Consider the following 18,204-nt stretch of genomic DNA (forward strand, 5'->3'; position numbering starts at 1 on the left):
CGGGAAAAGAAAGGGCGATGGCTGATTATGACGCAGCAAATGAATACCAACACAGTGATTCCGCAACCCGCTGGAAGCATGAATTCGAACATGCCGCATACAGGGACGTCTCTTGTCCAGACTATTCAACACTGTGCTGCTACGTGTGAACACATGTTCTTGATGATGGCCGCTTCTTCGGACGCAGCGTCACGAACACAGCAAATTCTGTTTTTGCGGGATTGTGCAGATATCTGCGCGTCGACAGCGCAATTTCTTGCGAGAAACAGCGTGTTTTCACGACAATTACTGTCTATATGCGCTTTCGTATGTGAGACCTGCGGCAGCGAATGTGCGAAGTACTCGGATCCGCATTCCCAGCATTGTGCACAAATATGTCTGCACTGTGCCCGTGAATGCAAGCAGTGGGTATAAGATCCATACTATAGCAGGAAAAGATCATGACAGCTCTTGTCATGGTCTTTTTGTTGTTCAGGACAAGCAGACAATACACAATTTACATCAGGGTAAGCTGGTAGACGGTTATATTACTGGTTCGCAGGCATCATTCTTTCATCACAACTTTTTTTTATACTGTGTAAACACACAAGTAAGAACAGGGCGTAGTCAATCTCGTAAAAGCGGTCTTCACAGCTTCAAAGTAACGGGTAATCTGCTGTCTAGTCCGGGTACACTAATATTGAACTTCACTTTATTAGGGGGTTGTCATGTCGAAGTTACAAATTCTCGTCGTAGACGATGAATGGAACATGCGGAACCTTCTCCGTGTGTATTTAACGAAGAATGGGTTTCAAGTCTCGGAGGCAGCGAATGGTCATGAAGCCCTGCAAGTGATCGAACGAGGTTCTTATGATTTAATCCTCTTGGATGTTATGCTGCCGGACATGGACGGATGGGAAGTGTGTAAGCGGGTGCGCCAGACGAAGCAAACGCCGATCATCATGCTGACGGCGCGTACAGAGACGAAAGATAAGGTACAGGGCTTTACACTCGGAGCAGACGATTATGTCGTGAAGCCGTTCGAGCCGGATGAGTTGATCGCACGTATTTTTGCATTGCTTCGCCGTGCGAACTCGAAGGAGACGGACCTTTTTCCTATAAGCCAGATTGAATACAACGATCTGTTAATCTCATCGGAAGCCAGGCAGGTGAAAGTCAAGGATCGGCCGGTTGACTTCACTCCTAAGGAATTCGACCTTCTGCGCTTCCTTGCGGAGCACCCGAACCGAGCGTTTACACGCGATATCTGTCTGGAGCAGGTGTGGGGAGAGGAGTTTTTTGGGGATACCCGTACCGTATGAGTCCTTCCGGGAATATTTTTTGGATGACTATATTTCGGCTGTGCACCTTAATCGGGATTCCGGTTGCCATCGCAGGTGTACTATATCTAATTTTCAAACGCAGAAAGGGAGATCCCAAATGAGATGGATGAATAAATTACTCGCTGTTATGCTTATCGCCCTATTATCTTTTCCGACAACCTTGTTGGCACATGGAACAGCAGAAGAGCACAAGAGGGAAGTATTGTGGACCAATATTCTGTTCTATGGCGCAATAAGTCTATTTGTATTACTAATTTTATTATTTTTTATTCTTAAATCGAAAGTCAATCAACTAGGAAATACAAAAAGCCAAGAAAACCGTATTCGGCGGACGAGGCTTGCCAAAGCTGTTAACGCATTGAAATGGGGATCAATGGCTGCTTTCACTGCTGTTGTTGTGAGTGGTCTCGTTATGACCGGAAATCAACAAGATACAGAGATTTCAGGGCCGATGTTATTAGACGAAGTATCCATTCATCATGCTCACGGGATGAGCTACACACCGGATGGGAATAAGATATTCTTTGCGGTTCATGATGGATTGCGAGTGTACGAAGATGGACAGTGGATTCTTCCCGCTGGAGAGAAACATGACTATATGGGCTTTTCGATGGTGAATGACGGATTTTACAGCAGCGGGCATCCGGCGCCAGGCTCCAATAAGAAAAATCCGCTCGGAATCGTAAAGAGTACGGACGAAGGAGAGAGCTTTGAGACATTGGCGCTGTATGGAGAAATTGATTTTCACGGGATGAGCGTCGGATATGAATCCCATGTGATATATGTCTTCAACCCTTCGCCGAACGAAAAAATGAGCGAAACGGGCCTTCACTACTCGACTGATGAAGCAAAGACGTGGACAAAGAGTGAGGGGAACGGGTTAGCCGGAAAACCCTCGGTACTGGCTGTCCATCCAACCAACCCGGCTGTAATGGCTGTCGGCACTGACCAAGGGATATTTGTGACCAAGGATTATGGCGATCAGTTTGAGACGCTAGAACCATCTCTGGAAGCGTCCGCTGTGTTCTTTAACGCACGTGGTGAACTATATGCAGCAGGATTACGGCCAGAACCAATACTTGTCCGGATGGATGCCGAAATGAACGTGGCGAATGAAATTAACATTCCTGTCTTGAAGCAAGATGCAATCTCTTTTATTGGGCAAAGTCCGGTGAATCCGAAAGACATTTCCATTATGACCAACAATAATGATGTGTATGTTTCCGCAGATGAGGGCGGAAGCTGGACGAATATTATGAAGCAAGGTAAAGCGGCATCCACAAACACTAAAGATCGCCCCAATTTACCGAGTTAACACACGCAGAGAATATACAGCAGATGTATGGTAATCTGAAGGTATGTTTAAGAAGGGGTTGATTGATGTGAAGAGGTATCTGAATTCAATGCTGCTGTTGATCTTGGCCTGTATCATCCTGCCAGTTACAGCAGAAGCTCATACCGGTTTAAAGTCATCTGTACCAGCGAGCGGGGAGACGGTGCAGACCGAGCTTTCAACAATCGAGATGGTCTTCAATACCAAGATAGAAGATCTAAGCTCATTCGATCTGCTTAGTGAAGACAACGAGAAGGTTCCGCTCCAGGAAGTCAGCGTTGAAGGGACCGTTATGACGGGCACACTTAATGAGGCGCTGCCGTCAGGCAGCTATAAGATCGAGTGGAAAATTGTTGGAGAGGATGGACACCCTATTAAGGGTGAAATTCCATTTAGTGTTCAGCTGCTTGAAGCTGAGGGTTTTGATAATACAGAAAATCCTGAATCTCCGGCAGATTCAAGCGGTGAACAGGCACCAACTTCTGCTGACGGGACAGTTGAACAGGCACCAAGTCCAGAAGATGGAACAGAACCTGCCGACCAAGCATCGGATTCTTCGAACGAGCAGGGTGAGGAGCAGGCTAATGCTCAAGATCAGCCTGACGGGAACCGCGAATTTCTCACTCCTGCGCTGATTATGATTTTGGCCGCTGCATGTTTAGCAGGCTTGGGTATTATTCTTTGGATTAGAGGAAGGGGCAAGGGCTAAAGGTGTACGTTTTTCTGGAATCTTTAATGTATCTTAGTTTTTCCGTTCTCTTCGGTGCGTTTATTCTCGAAGCCATACCTGATAACCGTAAACCTGTCGTGACCGTTCCCAGGATATATATGACTGCATCCATTATCGGGATTATAGCAGGTTCAGGCGCGCAGGTAGTAAAGCTTATCATATTCTTTATGGTCGAATTAGGTTATGATCTGGGCTTCGTTGTATTCCGTGTTCTTAGAGATTATGATATCGGCCATGGATGGTTGTGGACGCTAGTACTTGGGATTCTGCTGTATGTCTTGCTGCTGATGAAGATCGAGCCCGAGTACGCACAGCAAGTTCCTTATATTAAACTGGCTATTCTTGTCCTGCTCGTTGGCGCTCAAGGATGGGCGAGTCATGCCAAAGCCGTTACAGGAATGCCGGGATTCTGGTCGCATACCTTTCATCTGCTGGCGGTCACAGTATGGATCGGAATCGTAATTGTCATAGGCTGGTTCACCCTGCGTTCGCAGAACTGGCGGCAGTGGCTAGGCTGGATGACTCCGCTGTCGCTCCTCTGCCTCTCCATAACACTGATTGCGGGTTTCATGATGATGTTCGATCTGGCTCCGAATTACCGTAATTCATGGGTGCTGGATTATGGGCAGGCCCTACTGCTTAAACACATCATGATAGTGCCGCTGCTTACGGTAGCAGGACTGAACAGTGTTTATCTGCGGAGTAAACTCAGACGCGTGCCGGATTACAATCCGCTCCCTGTTCTCAAGCTGGAATCGATGCTCGTGCTGCTGATTTTTGTTACAACAGCCTATATGGGGCATCAGGAACCGCCGCATGATCTGGCAGAAACGCTGACGGAAAGTGAAGTGCATGTTGGGCCTTCGGCGTTGTTTACCTGGTTCTATCCGGGAGAGGTCTTCCCTGAGATGCAGGTTCAGCTTGCGGTAAACCTCACCAGCATTGTGCTGGCCACTGTGGCGTGTTTGAGTCTATTGCTAGGTGTATGGCTTGCCGGGAAACGGAAAGCGGTTGGCAAAGCTTTTGCCGCCTTCATTGTATGTATCCTTACGGGGTATCTGGCTGTCATGACTGCGATCAGTTGAATATCACCTTCCTAGAAGGGGAGATGGACGATGGTCACAGCAGTATGGATTGCCGTTGGGCTTTGCCTGCTTGTTTCGGCGGGCTTTTTCTTCAAAAAGAAGAAGTAGTTTTTTATTCTTAATAAAAAGCCTGTAGAATGCTCCTTGACCGAGGCGGGAAATCATAGTAGGGGCTGACTCGATGATAAAAAAATGCTTGGCGGCGAAATAGCGGTTGTTCCCTGGTAAGGGGGCAATCGCTTTTTGTTGTATGCCTAGAATGAGCGTCATCTTTGGGATGAAAGCCCGAGCGGGGGCTGACGAACGCCTACCCAGAGAAGCCGCGCTGAATCTGCAGGAGTCAGTATTAACATACATACAGAATGTATGTTAAAATATTGATATCAAATATTGAGAGGGGTTTGACAATGAAAGCATTTAGTTTTTATCCCGTCATATTAACAAGGCAGGTTGCCGCTACGACTTCATTTTACACGGAAAATTTTGAATTTGTTAAGGTCTTTGAGGCGGATTGGTATGTTAGTTTGAGAATGTCAGGCAATGAATTCCCATACGAGCTGGCCGTTCTGGATGCAACTCACCCCACCGTTCCCGAAGCCTACAGGACACAAGTTAAGGGGCTGATTCTTAACTTTGAAGTAGACGACGTAGATGCGGAATACGATCGTCTAATACGGGGGGCTAAGCTTCCCTTGGAATTAGAGATCCGAAACGAGGATTTCGGTCAGCGGCATTTCATTACATCCGACCCCAACGGAGTCTTAATCGATGTGATTACTGTTATTCCTCCAACGGGCGATTACAAGAGCCAATATATCGAAGTGAACTAGACGAGAGCCTGACGGATGAACGAGGAGATAATTAATTATGAGAAGAACCAAGGCGGAAACAAATGAAACAATACTCAAATTGCTCAAAGTCGCTAGATTCCATTTTACCCGGTACGGCTATGTCGGTGCCGCTTTAGAATCGATTGTACAAGAAACAAACCTAACACGAGGGGCAGTATATCACCATTTTCGCAATAAGAAGGAGTTGTTCCGAGCCGTGTTGGAAGATGTAATGCGAGAGGTTGCAGAGAAGGTTGAGGAGGGGGCTTCTTCCAGCGGGGAACCCTGGCAACAGCTGTACATGGGTTGCCGGGCATTCATTATAACTGCCGTAGAAGAGCAAAGCAGGCGAATTATGTTAATCGACGGTCCAGCGATTCTAGGTTGGGGAAACTGGAGGGAGATGGATAAGAACCACTCCATGCGTTTATTAAGAGCACAACTCGGTGACATGCAGGAACAAGGATACTTACGGCCAATGCCCCTTGATGCCTTGACCCATTTTATCTCGGGCGGGTTAAATGAGATCGCGCTCTGGCTTGCGAATGAACCCGCGCCCCAAAGCGCTTTGGACGAAGCGATGGGCAGCCTTGCCTTACTATTGGAAGGAATGAAACAACAAACAACTTTGCCTTCCCGGTGAAAATGCAGGATCCTATGAATGACGAAGGAAGGCGCACGAGGGAGTAGAAAGAGGAGGGTGGGCAAAGTTGAGCAATTCATAACGCACAGAAATCCTCTTGAAGGCCTCAGGGCGGAGTTGTTCTATGCCCGGCCTTCATATGGATGGGATTGGAAATCCGAGGGGGCTAGCGTTACTATTAAGGAGGGGCGAGTGACTCTCTCATCGTCCCTATTCCCCCGGTTATCCCGAATGAAAAGAGGAACGCCTTCATGCCAATTAAAGAGATTTTCGTGATCCGCTGCATTTCCTGTCTGAGCGTTGTTCTGCTGCATGTTCTCTCCTTGGTCCTGATGCTGCATGCCGAACAGCTGGCGGGCGTCTCGCATACGATTGACTCACTACGCACGCTGCTGATGTTCAGCACGCCAGCGTTCATCTTCATCTCCGAGTTCCTGCTGGCCCGTTCCTATCCGGACGGGGTGCCGAAGGGGTTCTTGGCGAAACGCGGCCAAGTGATCTTCATTCCGTTCCTGTTTATCGCGGCTCTCGACGCCTTGATGATGACGAGCGCGGCCGAATCGGGCCTCACGGTCAGCGCTTATATGGAGAAGCTGGCGCAGAACGTGCTGCTGGGGAATTTCATCGGTTATTTCATCCTGGTCATCTTTCAATTCTATATCCTGCATATCCTCTTGCATTCCTTCTTGAGACAGGCCTCGCCCAAAGGGGTTCTGACTGTATCCTTCCTGGTAACAGCTGCTTATTTAAGTTATTTTACTTGGGTGGTTCCTCCAAAATCCGATACCGTATTTCCATTCTTCTGGGTTCCATTCCCCGGCTGGCTGTTCTACTTCTGTCTGGCATATTACTGCGGCAGAGAATACGAGACCTTCCTCCAGATGCTGGAGAGGTACCGGCGGGTGCTGTACGGCTCCGTCACCGTCTTGGCTGTCGTGGTCGTAGCGGTATCCTATTACGGGAATATCGGTATGATCAGCTCGAAGCGCCCTGATATTTTGCTGTATTCCACGTGTATGATCTGTCTTTTCTTTCATGTCTTCTCCACGTTAAGGAATGTACCGAAAATCATCATGACGATCAGCAACTATTCCTTTTCCATCTATCTGCTGCACTTCTACTTCATGAGTATCGGGTATGTGGTGCTGACCAGTACCCCCGCTATTCCGGCTCTAGCGGCATTCCTGCTGGTGTTCGCTGCAAGTGTTGTCGGCCCGGTCCTCCTCTCGTGGGCGCTGAACAAGCTGCGGTACGGCTATCTGTTTGTCGGTAAGATCTATCAGCCGAAGCGGCTGGAGAGGACAGCGGACAAGCGGGAGACCGCCGGTTAGGAATCGGATGCCGTACTATGTGGGATGCTGATATTTCGCTCATTAACTCGTATATCGGCGCTATAGTTAGCGGAGACTTGGTTTTTCTGCGGGAGATGAAGGGGCAGCGGCCTTAAGGGACAGGAGGCGAGGCTTGTGAGCAGGTCAGGCGGGATAATAGAGTACGTGCTGCCTAATCCCTTATCATTCCCCTCCTTTATCACGCTTGGTCCGGATGGGGAGATAACCGAATATGAAATTCCCACCGCCAGTGCGGAGCCTCATGGTATCGCCATTAGCTCTAGCGGTGAGATCTGGTTCGCTGAGGAGTGCGACAAGATTGGCCGTCTTCGGGTATCTGGCTGAATGATTATACGGCCGCTGCAATGGAGTAGCTGTCTTGCTGCTGCTTACCGCCCTGTATCCGGCCAATGTCTACGCAGCCCGCAAGAAAGCTTGCAGCGGTGGTATATGCTGCAGGGTCATGGAGAGACGTCCTTCTTGCTTAGGGACGCCTCTCCAAGGACACCCGGCGGCGGTACTCGTTATCTTGTATTAGTTGAGCCTTCTGAACAGATGCGGAGTATACATAACCAGAAATCCGGATCTTCCCACCGCAAACAACAGAAACGACAGCCAAAGCCCGTTGTTGCCATAAGACGGAACGAGGATGACGATGGCGAGCAGATATAAGACCAGTGAGATCAGCATGGAGTTGCGGACGGGATAGGTCAGTGTCATTCCTGTAAACACACCGTAGAAAACAAGGCCTGCACCGGCGCTCAGCGGAAACCAGATCAGCCAGTGGCTGTATGTGCCCGCGATCTCTTGCACGGCAGCATGCTCCGTAAACAAGGCAACCAGCGGCCGGTTAAGCCATCCATACAGGACGCTGATGAATAATGCTACGGCAGCAGTCCACATCCAGGAAAGCTTGAGCGTTCTTCTTAACAGCGGAATGCTGCCAGATCCGCGGGCTTGCCCGGCAAGGATGCTGCTGGCATTGCCGAAGCCATCGAAGAAATAAGCCATCATATAATGCAGTTGCAGCAGAATCGCGTTGGCAGCCAGCACTTCTGTTCCAAGTCCGGCACTCTGCGACGTGAACAGATTGAACATGGCAAGCAGGCAGGCGGTTCGGATCATCAGGTCGCTGTTGGTCGATATGATTCTCTTCCACTGCGAGCCTTGGAACCACTGCTTCCATTCGGACGTCTTGTTCTGGCGCCACTGCTTCCATATCTGTGAACGAAGAACCAGTATGATTCCGAATGCGCATCCCAGCGCTTCAGCAATCAAGGTAGCAGCCGCCGCTCCGGCAACGTTCCAATGAAACACCTGAATGAAGAGCAGGTCGAGCATAATATTAAACACATTCATAGAGATCTGCACGAACAGCGTTTCCTTCAAACGGGACAAGCCTATCAGCCAGCCGACAAGAACATAATTCACGAGTGTCAGCGGCGCGCCCCATATCCGGATATCGAAGTACTGAACCGCTTGAGCGGCGACATCCGGCTCGGGTCCTATAACATAAAGGGCCGCAGCAAGAAGCGGCTTTTGCAGCGCAATGAAGGTCATCGCGATTAGTAAGGCGATCATTAACGGACGGACAAGAGCAGCGATTCCCTCAGCCTGATTCCCCGATCCCGCCGCCTGTGCCGTGAATGCGGACGTGCTCACTCTGAGGAACCCGAACAGCCAGTATAAGGTATTGAAGATAAGCGTTCCGACAGCAATGCCTCCCAGATAGGCCGGGTTGTTCAAATGACCAATGATGGCCGTGTCCGCCGCCCCGAGCAGCGGGGTGGTAATGTTCGATATCGTCAGCGGCAGGGCCAAGGCCAAGTATGCCCGGTGGGAGGGGAGTTGAGATGACCGGTTCGTGTTTATCATTCGAACATGGAGATCAGCTCTTGCGTATACGGATGGCGGTCCGCAGCGAAGAGCTCTTCCTTATCAAACTGATCCACAATGACGCCATCCCGCATAACCATCATATGCTGGCTCATCATATGTACAGCTGCAAGATCATGCGAGATGAAGAGATAAGATAGGCCCAGCTGCTCACGCAGTCCATCCAGCAGCCGGAGAACAGACGCCTGAGACAGAACATCAAGACTCGACGTTGGCTCATCGAGAATAATGATGGCGGGTTCGATGCTGATCGCCCGGGCAATCGTCACCCGCTGCTTCTGTCCGCCGCTTAGCTCATGCGGATACCGGTCGGCCAGTTCCGCTGGAAGCTCTACAGCCTCCAGCAGCTGCGAAGCAAAATCCTGTTTATTCGTATAGCGAAAATGCTTCAGCTCTGTCTGTTCGCCGAACTGCAGATACGGGTCCATCAAGGAATCGATGATCTTCAGCTTGGGGTTTAACGCAGCCGAAGGATTCTGGAGTACAGCCTGGATATGCCTGCGGTAGGGTCTCAGACTGCGTTCCTTCTTGTTGTGAAGAGGGGTGCCTCCAAGCACGATACTCCCTCTATCAATGGGCTCTATGTTTAGGAGGCAGCGTGCAAGCGTACTCTTCCCGCAGCCGCTCTCGCCTACAAGGCCGACACACTGCTTCTTCCCAATTGTGAAATTTATGTCCTGGAGCACTGCCGCTCCGGAATCGTATGTTTTACAGACATTCTTAACTTCCAGCAAACTCATGGTGTCACTCCTGCAGCAGATAGTGGATTCCGGCTTCGAAATGCCGGGGTTGATTGGATCAGCAGCTCAGTATAAGCATGCTTCGGGTTATTCAGCACCCCGTGTTTATCACCTGCTTCGACGATACGGCCGTCTTTCATGACCGCAATACGGTCCGCATATTTCTTCACATGGCGCAGATCGTGGGTAATGAACAAAATCGCACAGCCCGTTTCCTTCTGCAGCCGGGATAACAGCTCCAGCACTCTGAAGGACGATACACTGTCCAAGGCTGTGGTAGGCTCATCGGCAATGAGCAGATCGGGCTTCAGCAGGAGCGCAATAGCAATCGAGACCCGCTGCAGCTGGCCGCCGCTTAGTTGCGATGGATACCGGGTGTACATGTCTTCGGACAAGCCAACGGAGACAAGCGCCGACTTGGCCTGCCGGATCCGTTCACTTTTGGGCAGCGACAGGTGTCTCTGCTGATATTCCTCGAAGTGGCGTCCGATCGTAAGGAAGGGCGTGAAGGAGCCCTGGTAGTCCTGGAAGATGTAAGACACATGCTTCCCGCGGATATGGCGCATTTCAGAGGCGGAGAGCGTAAGGAGATTCTTGCCCCTGTATGCCACTTCCCCTGACGCTTTAAGGTTGGGCGGCAGCAGCTGGCCGATGGCCGACGCCGTCATACTCTTGCCGCTGCCGCTCTGGCCAACGAGTGCCAGCCACTCTCCCTCCTTCATGTCGAACGAGATATCATGTACGATCCTATTGTGTGACCCGGCAACAGACAGATGATGAACCGTTATCATACTCATGATTGGACCTCTTTTTTCACATCAAATGTGTCACGCAGATAATCGCCGAGCAGGTTGGACAGGAGGACAACAAATACGATCATAAGACCCGGAGATATCATAAGTGAAGCGTTGGAATGAAAATAAGGCCTGGCTTCATTAAGCATCGCACCCCATTCCGGCGCCGGCGGCTGTGCACCGAGTCCGATATACGAAAGGGAGGAGATCAGCAGAATGATTTTCCCAAGATCCAGACTCGCAAGCACGAGAACGTGACCGATAATATGAGGGAACAGGTGCTTGGTCATAATCCGGCCCGTACGCACACCATTAATTCTGGCCATCATAATGTAGTCCTTCCGGCGCTCAGTCAGCACGGTGCTGCGTGCAAGCCGGGCGTAGCTAACCCACTTCACAACCACGATGGCGAGCAGCAGATTTTCGATACCCGCACCAAGCAGGCCGGCCAGGACGATCGCTACGATCGTATCCGGGAACGACAGGAAGGCGTCCGCGATTCGCATGAGAATCCGGTCCGTGAGGCCGCCTTTAAATCCGGCTAACAGGCCAATAGGAACGCCGATTACCACTGCAGCGAGCAGTGCTATAAGTCCGTAGCCAACCGTCTGCTTGAAGCCGTGCAGAAGCCTTGTCAACACGTCACGTCCCAGATGGTCCGTACCGAGCGGATGCTCGAGGCTCACTGGCAGTAAACGTTCTGTCAAGTTGACCAAAGCTGGGTCATACTTCAGTACAAGGAAGGCATAGAGAACAGCAGCCAACGGTAAAATCAGCATGCAGAGCAGAGCGGCTGTTTTCCAAAGTCTTCTGTTAGAGCTGGTGCTTATTGCATGTGCGATCTCCATCAGCTGCTCTTCCTTTCCTGTAGTCTTAGTTCAGGGTTAAGATAGCGGTAGGACAAGTCCACCGCGCTGTTCACGAGGAAGACGATAACCGCCATGACAAGGATGTAGCCCTGGATGACCGGATAGTCCCGTGACCTGATCGAGTCGACCACCAGCTTGCCAATACCGGGGTAGGCGAATATCACTTCGATAACGACAACGCCCCCGATCAAGCTGCCCAGACTGACACCAAATACTGTAATAACAGGCGGAAGACTATGGCGGAAGGCATGGCCGAAGAAAATACGCATCTCCGTCAATCCCCTTGAACGTGCTGCCCGTATGAATTCACTGCTAAGCGAGTCGAGCAGGCTTGAACGCAGCAGCCGTACGTACACGCTTGTGATGGCAAGTCCTAATGTAATGGATGGAAGGATGGCCGATACGAAGCCGTCTCTCCCCATCGGAGGAAGGACACCCCACCTCACGGCAAACAGATCAATGAAAATAAGGGCCATCCAGAAGCTCGGGACTGCCGCACCAAGCAGCGAGACAGCCCGGCTGATCTGGTCAATCCAGCTTCCGCGGTACAGGGCACCGAGTGAACCGAGAGGAATCGCCACAGCAAGCATGACAATCAGTGAACCAATTGCCAGTTCAAGCGTTGCGGGAAGTCTGCCTATAACCATTTCCATTACGGGCTGATTCGTAAGGTATGATTTTCCAAAGTCCAAACGAACAAAGTCAGCTAACCAGCGGCTGTATTGAGTGAGAAGCGGGTCGTTAAATCCCAGTTCCTCCCGCAGGGCTTCAACCTGTTCCTTCGTAACGGAGACATCATCCACACGAAGTATTGATAATACCGGATCACCCGGGGCCAGCCGTGCAAAGGCAAAGCTGATGAACGAAACCGCGAGCAGGAAGATAACGACCTCGAGGAAACGTCTCGCTAATATCTGAAACAATTATTTCACATCCAGTTCATTCGTCAGCATGTAGTATTCGCTCCGGGATGTCACCCAGTTCCCGACTGTATCGGACTTGTAAGCGACAAGTGTGTTAGGGTGCAGCACAAATGAGTTATAAGCTTGTTCGTCTACATATAAAGCGATTTGTTCCGCAATATCCGAACGCACCTCTTGTCCGATCGCTCCGTTCAGCTTGTCGATCATAGCCGTAAGTGTCTCGTCCTGGACGCCGCTGAAGTTTAGCGCGCCCTTGGGATGAAAGGTTGCGTTCAAATAATAACCGGCATCACCGCGAGGCGCAGTCAGATTGCTGTAGGTTGCCAGATCCCAGTCCCGGTTAGCGGCCATGTACTCCTCCGGCTTTTCAATTTGTTCAATGGTTACGTTGATCCCGAGCTTGCCTGCATCCGACTGCAAGATCTGTGCAATCAGAGGCAGGTCGGCGCGCGAGCTGTAAGTCAGGAGCTTAAGTGCCAGCGGCTCACCGTCTTTTTGCATAACGCCGCCCGCTTCGGTATATCCTGCCTGCTGAAGATAGGATTTGGCAGCCTCTAAGCCGTGATTTTTACCAGGATAGTCTGGCGCAAAGGAAAAGGTGGACGGGAATGGGCCTGTCGCTGCTTCCGCATGTCCGTTCAGAATCGTATCCACAATAGCCTGCCGGTCAATCAGCGCGTCGATTGCCTTGCGTACATTCACATCTTGAAGCGGCTTGCGGTCCAGATTCATCGTGATTTGATGCACCCGGAAGGTGGACGTGGATTCTACGGTTACGCCCTTGATGGCCTTCAAGCTGTCCAGCGATTCCACAGCAGGCCGGAACACAATGTCAGCGGCCCCCGATTGAAGTGCGAGGGAACGTGCATTGGCATCCTCGTTAAAAGCAAATCTAGCGGTATCCAGCTTGGCAGGACCGTTCCAGTAAGCGTCATAACGAACCAGATCCACTGCAGAGCCCGGCTTGAACGACGATACGGCAAAAGGGCCAGTGCCAATTGGCTTATTCATATAGTCCGTCTCCGTTACATCAATGACCGATGTGTTGGGATGAACCAGCTCCGACGGAAATTCGGGGAAAGGTACTTCTGTCTTGATAGTCAGTGTGTAGCCATCGGCATCAATTGATTCAATGCGAAGGGCATTCTGGATGGCGACATTGTCTTTCACTGCCCGTTCAAGGGAAGCCTTCACAGCGGCAGCATCTACCGGCTTGCCATTGTGGAACGTGACGCCTTCTCTTAATTGGAACGTCCACACCTGCCCGTCTGTACTGTCCCAGCTCTCTGCAAGCCATGGCTCGATGGTCAGAGTCTTATCATTGAGATGGATTAAGGTCTCCGTAATCCCTGCGCGAAGCGACACGTAGCTGGAATCCACATTCGGATCAAGCGAGCTTGTTGCAAAGTTGAAGAGGAAGTTCAGGTGTTTACCTGCTTCGCTTTGTTTATCTGCCGTTCCAGAAGAGCATGCTGCCAAGAGAGCAAGTGATACTAATAAGAACAAAGACGCCATAATCCGGTTCGTCATTCCAATCCCCCATTATGTATAATTGACGTTATATGATAGAGCATGCGATATGTGTAATCATTACGACTAGTAATGCTGTAAAAACCGGACGATATGTCCGGCTGGTTTAGATCGTAATGTTTACATTAGGGTAGTATAGCAACCATCGTATTGCTCGTCAATCCTTTAATAGAGTGATAGGTTAAACGAGCTGAAGAGCAGTGGACAACTAGAAGGGATGGCTAACGTTATGGGAGATTTGTTCGCACATTGGTATGACGATCTGATGAGACCGCTGGAAAAAAGGAGATTTCAGGCCATCCGCAAGAAGCTGATCGGAAAAGCTGCAGGTAATGTGCTCGAGATCGGGTCGGGAACCGGAATTAATTTTGTTCACTATAATCAGGCGGATGAAGTCACTGCCGTTGAGCCTGATGCTGTGATGCGGGAGAAGTCCCGTCAGCGAATGAAGGAGGCTCCTGTCAAGGTGACCCTGCTGGATTCGCCAGCCGAGAAGCTCCCGTTTGCGGATCATACATTTGATACGGTTGTAACGACCCTTGTGCTTTGCACGGTGCAGGATCCGGCTTTGGTTCTGCAGGAATTGCATAGAGTATGCAAACCGGAGGGCCGCCTGCTGCTGTTCGAGCACGTCCGTCATGACAATCGTCTGCTCAGCGCAATCCAAACGCTGCTCACGCCGCTGTGGAAACAGCTTTGCGGGGGATGTCATTTAAACCGTGACACGCTCACCCTTGTGCAGCAGCATGGTTTTCATATCGTCAGCACCGAGCAATTCTACAATCGCATCTTCGTCGCCGTGGAAGCAGCGGCCAGCGTAAAAAGACAGTCCGCACAGTCCAATCCCTAGATACGGGTTATAGGTTATGAAGCTGAGGCTGATCCTGGTTGATCCTGACACTTAAGACCAGACCCACCGCGACCATATTGGTAAGCAGAGAGCTTCCCCCATAGCTGATAAATGGCAGCGCAATACCCGTGAGGGGCAATAATCCCATATGCATGGCGATGTTTTCCACGATTTGTAAAATTAGCATGGACATTATGCCCACTACGATATACGTACCGGTGATATCGCTGCTGTCGTAAGCTATGCGAACCATTCTGTAGATTAGCAGAAAATATAGAGTCAGCAGCACTGCGCTCCCCGTAAAGCCGAATTCTTCTCCAATGACCACGAATATCGAATCGGCGTAGTCATACGGGATGAACCCGTTTTGCACGATAACCCCTTGTCTATATCCCTTGCCGAACAATTCCCCGGTACTAATCGCACGGATGGAATTCAGAACATGCCAGCTTTTGTCCGGATCGGAGGCAGGGTCGATAAATGCTTGTATTCTGGATAATTGATGGGGCTTTACAATCTTGGTTAACAGCTCATTATTCGCCTCATATAACCAAACCAGCAATGCCGCGGTAACAGCAAGCATGGCGGTACTGACCGCTGCATGAATCCAGCGCATATTGCCGAGCAGAAGCAGTCCGGCCAGAATACCGAAATATACAATCGAAGTTCCTAGATCCGGCTGCTTTAAGATAAGCAGTACCGGGATCAACGTAATAATTGAGATGGGAACGATATCTTTGATGATTTGAAGGGGTTCGCCGTTTCGCTTTGTTAACATGCTGGCAATCATGAGAATAACGAATATTTTCACCACCTCGGAGGGCTGGAACTGAATAGGTCCCAAGCTGATCCAGCGCGTGGAACCATTCAGATTCATGCCTTTGAAGTGGACGAACACAAGTAAGCCTACTCCCAGCACATACAACGCAGTAGAGAAGTAACGCACTATTATCCGGTAATCCAGAGCGGCGATGAGAATCATCGGTAGCATTAGAACAGCGTACATCACCAAATTATTGACGTGTAGTCCCTCATATCTGGTGCCCATCGTTGAACTCTTGATTGCAATCGTGCTGATTGCCATAAAACAAATCAGGATTAGCAGGATTGGATAATCTAACCGCTTCGCTAATGTTTTCATCCTAATGAAGGCCATCCTTATGTCGTTGTATTTATGATCCTGTTGTTCTATCTATAGAAGGCCGGTCAAGCGATACAAACTGTCTCAGCAGTACATCCAGTTCCTCTGGCTCAGCGTCAACGTACGGAGCATTCCAATGGCCCGGAAACGGCAAGCTGTAGATATTGTCCCTGGTCATTTTCCCGTAGTATTGTCTTACAAGTGAAATCATCATGTTCGGAGACATATCGGTTTTGAGATTGGATGCGACAATATCCATGATTTCAAATGCCTTTGGAAGGTTATCCCAGGATGTCAGCTTATCAATGAGTGCAATAATGATCTGCTGCTGGCGCATACCGCGTTCAAAGTCGTTGGAATGAAAGCTTGCGCCGCGGTTATCTTTGCGAAAACGAGCGTAATGCAGCGCTTTTTCCCCATCCAGCACCTGCAGGCCCGGTTCGAATCTTATGAACATATTCTCGGAGGGGGCATCGTACTCCATGCTCCGTTCAACATTGATTTCTATGCCGCCTACCTCATCGACCAGCGAAATCAAGGACTGATAATTGGCCAGGAAAGTGTAATCAATATTGATCCCCATGTAACGCTCTAGTGTCTCTCTTGCCATAACCATGCCTGAGCTTATGTATTCTTCGGGCACACTCTTATTACCGAGCCGCACATTTTTGCCCGAAAGCAGACCCGGATTCTCGTGAGACTGCCGAACAGCATAATTGTATCCGTTGGCGAAGATGGAATTAATCTTAGCTTCTGAACCGCGCAAATTAGTGACACGCAAATCCCGCGGGATCGATATCAGCTTGATGATATTGTGGCCGGGTATGACATGGGCAACCAATAACGTATCGGTATTAAGGCCGGCATGGCTGTCGCTGTTATCAAGGCCAATGATCAGTGTGTAAAAGTCCTCTGTCACGATTCCCGCGTCTGACAGCTTCTGTTCCCGATTCTTACTATCTTCCTTCTCTGCCTCATCTAGAATGACATTAGCCAGATTAATCGTCGATTTATGCATGTTCTGGTAGACAGCGACGCATCCCAGTGCGCCGAAGAGTAATAGAATCATTATGCCAAGTATAGTGGTCTTCTGTAACCGTGAACGTCTGGCGTACCATTGCCGCAGGCGTGCAAATCCCGTTCTGGAGCTTCTGGTTCTCAAACACTGTCCCTCCTGAGATGCCAACTAATTCAAGGGCTGAATTGGCATGTTTATAGATTGCAGTATACCAATATACCCACCTGTTGACAAATTGTCAACGCGATAGGTATATTAGTATAACATGCAGCCCGCCTGCCTTTCTTGTATCCTTCAATGGCAGGATATCAGCAATTCTTCAGGAAAGGACATGCACATTATGGCCGAACAACCAATAGACAACAAACTGGGAACGATATTAAAAGACCTGTTGAACGAACGTTCGCTTTCTATACGAAAACTAGATCAGCTTACGGGTATTGATGCCGCTACTATATCCCGAATAATCAATGGCAAACGCAAGGCAACTCCAGCCCATCTGCAGAGACTGGCTGAGTGCCTGGATGTTCCTGTGTCGCGGTTATTCGCTGCTGCCGGTTACCCCGCATCTTCCGGCCAATCCGAGCTTAACAGCTCGATTGCCAATATTGAAGAAGTGCTGCAATCCACTCATTCCTATGACCAGAACTTTAGTATGGGGAGCATGCAAGAGAAATTGTCACAGTATGAGCAGTTCTCACTAACAGACGAAGGAAGACAGACGATTCTTCAGAAGTTTATCGGCAAACTCCAGGAAGTAGGAAGCTCAGGTCCATTCATTCAACAGCTAAAAGAAATGTACGACCGTTTCCGCTTAAAACGCGGCACTGCCCTTGAACTTGCGATAATCGGAAGTGCGCTGATCTACTTCATCCTGCCAACAGATTGTATCCCCGATTTCGTATTCCCGATTGGATATATCGATGATGCGGTCGCTGTAAATTTTGTCTTTAATACACGGTTAGTGAGACCGCGAGAGAACAAGGATTAACAAGAAACTAACCAGCTATCGGAATCGGTGTAGACACTTTGCATTATCCTCGTATTCAATAACGGCTGCTCTAAGCTTCACGATTAAAGGGGCAGCCGCCTTCTTATACCCATAAATCCCTCGCCCCCAAGCACCCGCAGTAGCGGCATGCAGCCCGTTTTGCAAATTAAAGTTGAAT

At 49.8% G+C, this 18,204-nt stretch carries 19 protein-coding genes; 10 read left to right on the forward strand and 9 right to left on the reverse strand.

All coding sequences use genetic code 11. The features are described from left to right. The first annotated feature begins 707 nt into the window (after positions 1-707). From L1N82_RS07475 to L1N82_RS07490, 4 genes are all read left to right on the forward strand, one after another. Positions 708-1,301, forward strand: coding sequence for a response regulator transcription factor (locus L1N82_RS07475; protein ID WP_235286762.1), 594 nt, complete (start codon positions 708-710; stop codon positions 1,299-1,301). 118 nt (positions 1,302-1,419) lie between these two features. Beyond that, the gene (locus L1N82_RS07480; protein ID WP_235286763.1) at positions 1,420-2,637 is read left to right on the forward strand and encodes a F510_1955 family glycosylhydrolase; all 1,218 of its coding nucleotides are present in this window, start codon (positions 1,420-1,422) and stop codon (positions 2,635-2,637) included. 88 nt (positions 2,638-2,725) lie between these two features. Next, positions 2,726-3,364, forward strand: coding sequence for a copper resistance CopC family protein (locus tag L1N82_RS07485; RefSeq protein ID WP_235286764.1), 639 nt, complete (start codon positions 2,726-2,728; stop codon positions 3,362-3,364). A 26-nt stretch (positions 3,365-3,390) separates the two neighbouring features. Further along, positions 3,391-4,470 carry a copper resistance D family protein gene (locus tag L1N82_RS07490; protein ID WP_235286765.1) on the forward strand — a complete coding sequence of 360 codons (1,080 nt, stop codon included), beginning with the start codon at positions 3,391-3,393 and terminating at the stop codon, positions 4,468-4,470. Positions 4,471-4,473: 3 nt separating this feature from the next. On the opposite strand, the gene L1N82_RS23655 is transcribed toward L1N82_RS07490, so the two are convergent. Continuing rightward, on the reverse strand, positions 4,474-4,740 hold the full coding sequence (locus L1N82_RS23655) for a hypothetical protein (RefSeq protein ID WP_235286766.1): 267 nt from the start codon (positions 4,738-4,740) through the stop codon (positions 4,474-4,476). Positions 4,741-4,877: 137 nt separating this feature from the next. Here L1N82_RS23655 and L1N82_RS07500 point away from each other — a divergent pair, with 137 nt between their 5' ends. From L1N82_RS07500 to L1N82_RS07515, 4 genes are all read left to right on the forward strand, one after another. Then, positions 4,878-5,300 carry a VOC family protein gene (locus L1N82_RS07500; RefSeq protein WP_235286767.1) on the forward strand — a complete coding sequence of 141 codons (423 nt, stop codon included), beginning with the start codon at positions 4,878-4,880 and terminating at the stop codon, positions 5,298-5,300. A 37-nt stretch (positions 5,301-5,337) separates the two neighbouring features. Beyond that, the gene (locus tag L1N82_RS07505; RefSeq protein WP_235286768.1) at positions 5,338-5,943 is read left to right on the forward strand and encodes a TetR/AcrR family transcriptional regulator; all 606 of its coding nucleotides are present in this window, start codon (positions 5,338-5,340) and stop codon (positions 5,941-5,943) included. A gap of 251 nt (positions 5,944-6,194) precedes the next feature. Further along, the gene (locus L1N82_RS07510) at positions 6,195-7,274 is read left to right on the forward strand and encodes an acyltransferase family protein (RefSeq protein ID WP_235286769.1); all 1,080 of its coding nucleotides are present in this window, start codon (positions 6,195-6,197) and stop codon (positions 7,272-7,274) included. A gap of 135 nt (positions 7,275-7,409) precedes the next feature. Then, positions 7,410-7,619 carry an NHL repeat-containing protein gene (locus L1N82_RS07515; RefSeq protein ID WP_235286770.1) on the forward strand — a complete coding sequence of 70 codons (210 nt, stop codon included), beginning with the start codon at positions 7,410-7,412 and terminating at the stop codon, positions 7,617-7,619. A 189-nt stretch (positions 7,620-7,808) separates the two neighbouring features. Here the strand turns inward: L1N82_RS07515 and L1N82_RS07520 are convergent, their stop codons facing one another. From L1N82_RS07520 to nikA, 6 genes are all read right to left on the reverse strand, one after another. Further along, positions 7,809-9,149 carry an MATE family efflux transporter gene (locus L1N82_RS07520; protein ID WP_235286771.1) on the reverse strand — a complete coding sequence of 447 codons (1,341 nt, stop codon included), beginning with the start codon at positions 9,147-9,149 and terminating at the stop codon, positions 7,809-7,811. Then, positions 9,146-9,910 carry an ABC transporter ATP-binding protein gene (locus L1N82_RS07525; protein ID WP_235286772.1) on the reverse strand — a complete coding sequence of 255 codons (765 nt, stop codon included), beginning with the start codon at positions 9,908-9,910 and terminating at the stop codon, positions 9,146-9,148. The genes L1N82_RS07520 and L1N82_RS07525 overlap by 4 nt, the downstream gene beginning before the upstream one ends. After that, entirely contained in the window at positions 9,907-10,707 is an 801-nt protein-coding gene (locus L1N82_RS07530) for an ABC transporter ATP-binding protein (protein WP_328284451.1), read from the reverse strand. The genes L1N82_RS07525 and L1N82_RS07530 overlap by 4 nt, the downstream gene beginning before the upstream one ends. Then, positions 10,704-11,483, reverse strand: a complete 780-nt coding sequence (gene nikC, locus L1N82_RS07535) for a nickel transporter permease (protein WP_235286959.1) — start codon at positions 11,481-11,483, stop codon at positions 10,704-10,706. The genes L1N82_RS07530 and nikC overlap by 4 nt, the downstream gene beginning before the upstream one ends. A 68-nt stretch (positions 11,484-11,551) precedes the next feature. Beyond that, positions 11,552-12,496: a nickel ABC transporter permease gene (gene nikB, locus L1N82_RS07540; protein WP_235286773.1), complete on the reverse strand. Its 945-nt coding sequence runs from the start codon at positions 12,494-12,496 to the stop codon at positions 11,552-11,554. After that, positions 12,497-14,026 carry a nickel ABC transporter substrate-binding protein gene (nikA, locus tag L1N82_RS07545; protein WP_235286774.1) on the reverse strand — a complete coding sequence of 510 codons (1,530 nt, stop codon included), beginning with the start codon at positions 14,024-14,026 and terminating at the stop codon, positions 12,497-12,499. Between the two features lie 217 nt (positions 14,027-14,243). Here nikA and L1N82_RS07550 point away from each other — a divergent pair, with 217 nt between their 5' ends. Next, positions 14,244-14,876 carry a class I SAM-dependent methyltransferase gene (locus L1N82_RS07550; protein WP_235286775.1) on the forward strand — a complete coding sequence of 211 codons (633 nt, stop codon included), beginning with the start codon at positions 14,244-14,246 and terminating at the stop codon, positions 14,874-14,876. Positions 14,877-14,883: 7 nt separating this feature from the next. Here L1N82_RS07550 and L1N82_RS07555 read toward each other — a convergent pair whose 3' ends face one another. Both L1N82_RS07555 and L1N82_RS07560 read right to left on the reverse strand, forming a co-directional pair. Then, on the reverse strand, positions 14,884-16,017 hold the full coding sequence (locus L1N82_RS07555; protein WP_235286776.1) for an FtsW/RodA/SpoVE family cell cycle protein: 1,134 nt from the start codon (positions 16,015-16,017) through the stop codon (positions 14,884-14,886). Positions 16,018-16,048: 31 nt separating this feature from the next. Continuing rightward, positions 16,049-17,179, reverse strand: coding sequence for an LCP family protein (locus L1N82_RS07560; RefSeq protein ID WP_235286777.1), 1,131 nt, complete (start codon positions 17,177-17,179; stop codon positions 16,049-16,051). Between the two features lie 196 nt (positions 17,180-17,375). Here L1N82_RS07560 and L1N82_RS07565 point away from each other — a divergent pair, with 196 nt between their 5' ends. Further along, on the forward strand, positions 17,376-18,026 hold the full coding sequence (locus L1N82_RS07565) for a DUF1232 domain-containing protein (RefSeq protein ID WP_235286778.1): 651 nt from the start codon (positions 17,376-17,378) through the stop codon (positions 18,024-18,026). Positions 18,027-18,204: the final 178 nt, after the last annotated feature.

The organism is Paenibacillus tarimensis (genome assembly GCF_021532315.1).
GTDB lineage: Bacteria > Bacillota > Bacilli > Paenibacillales > Paenibacillaceae > Paenibacillus_I > Paenibacillus_I tarimensis.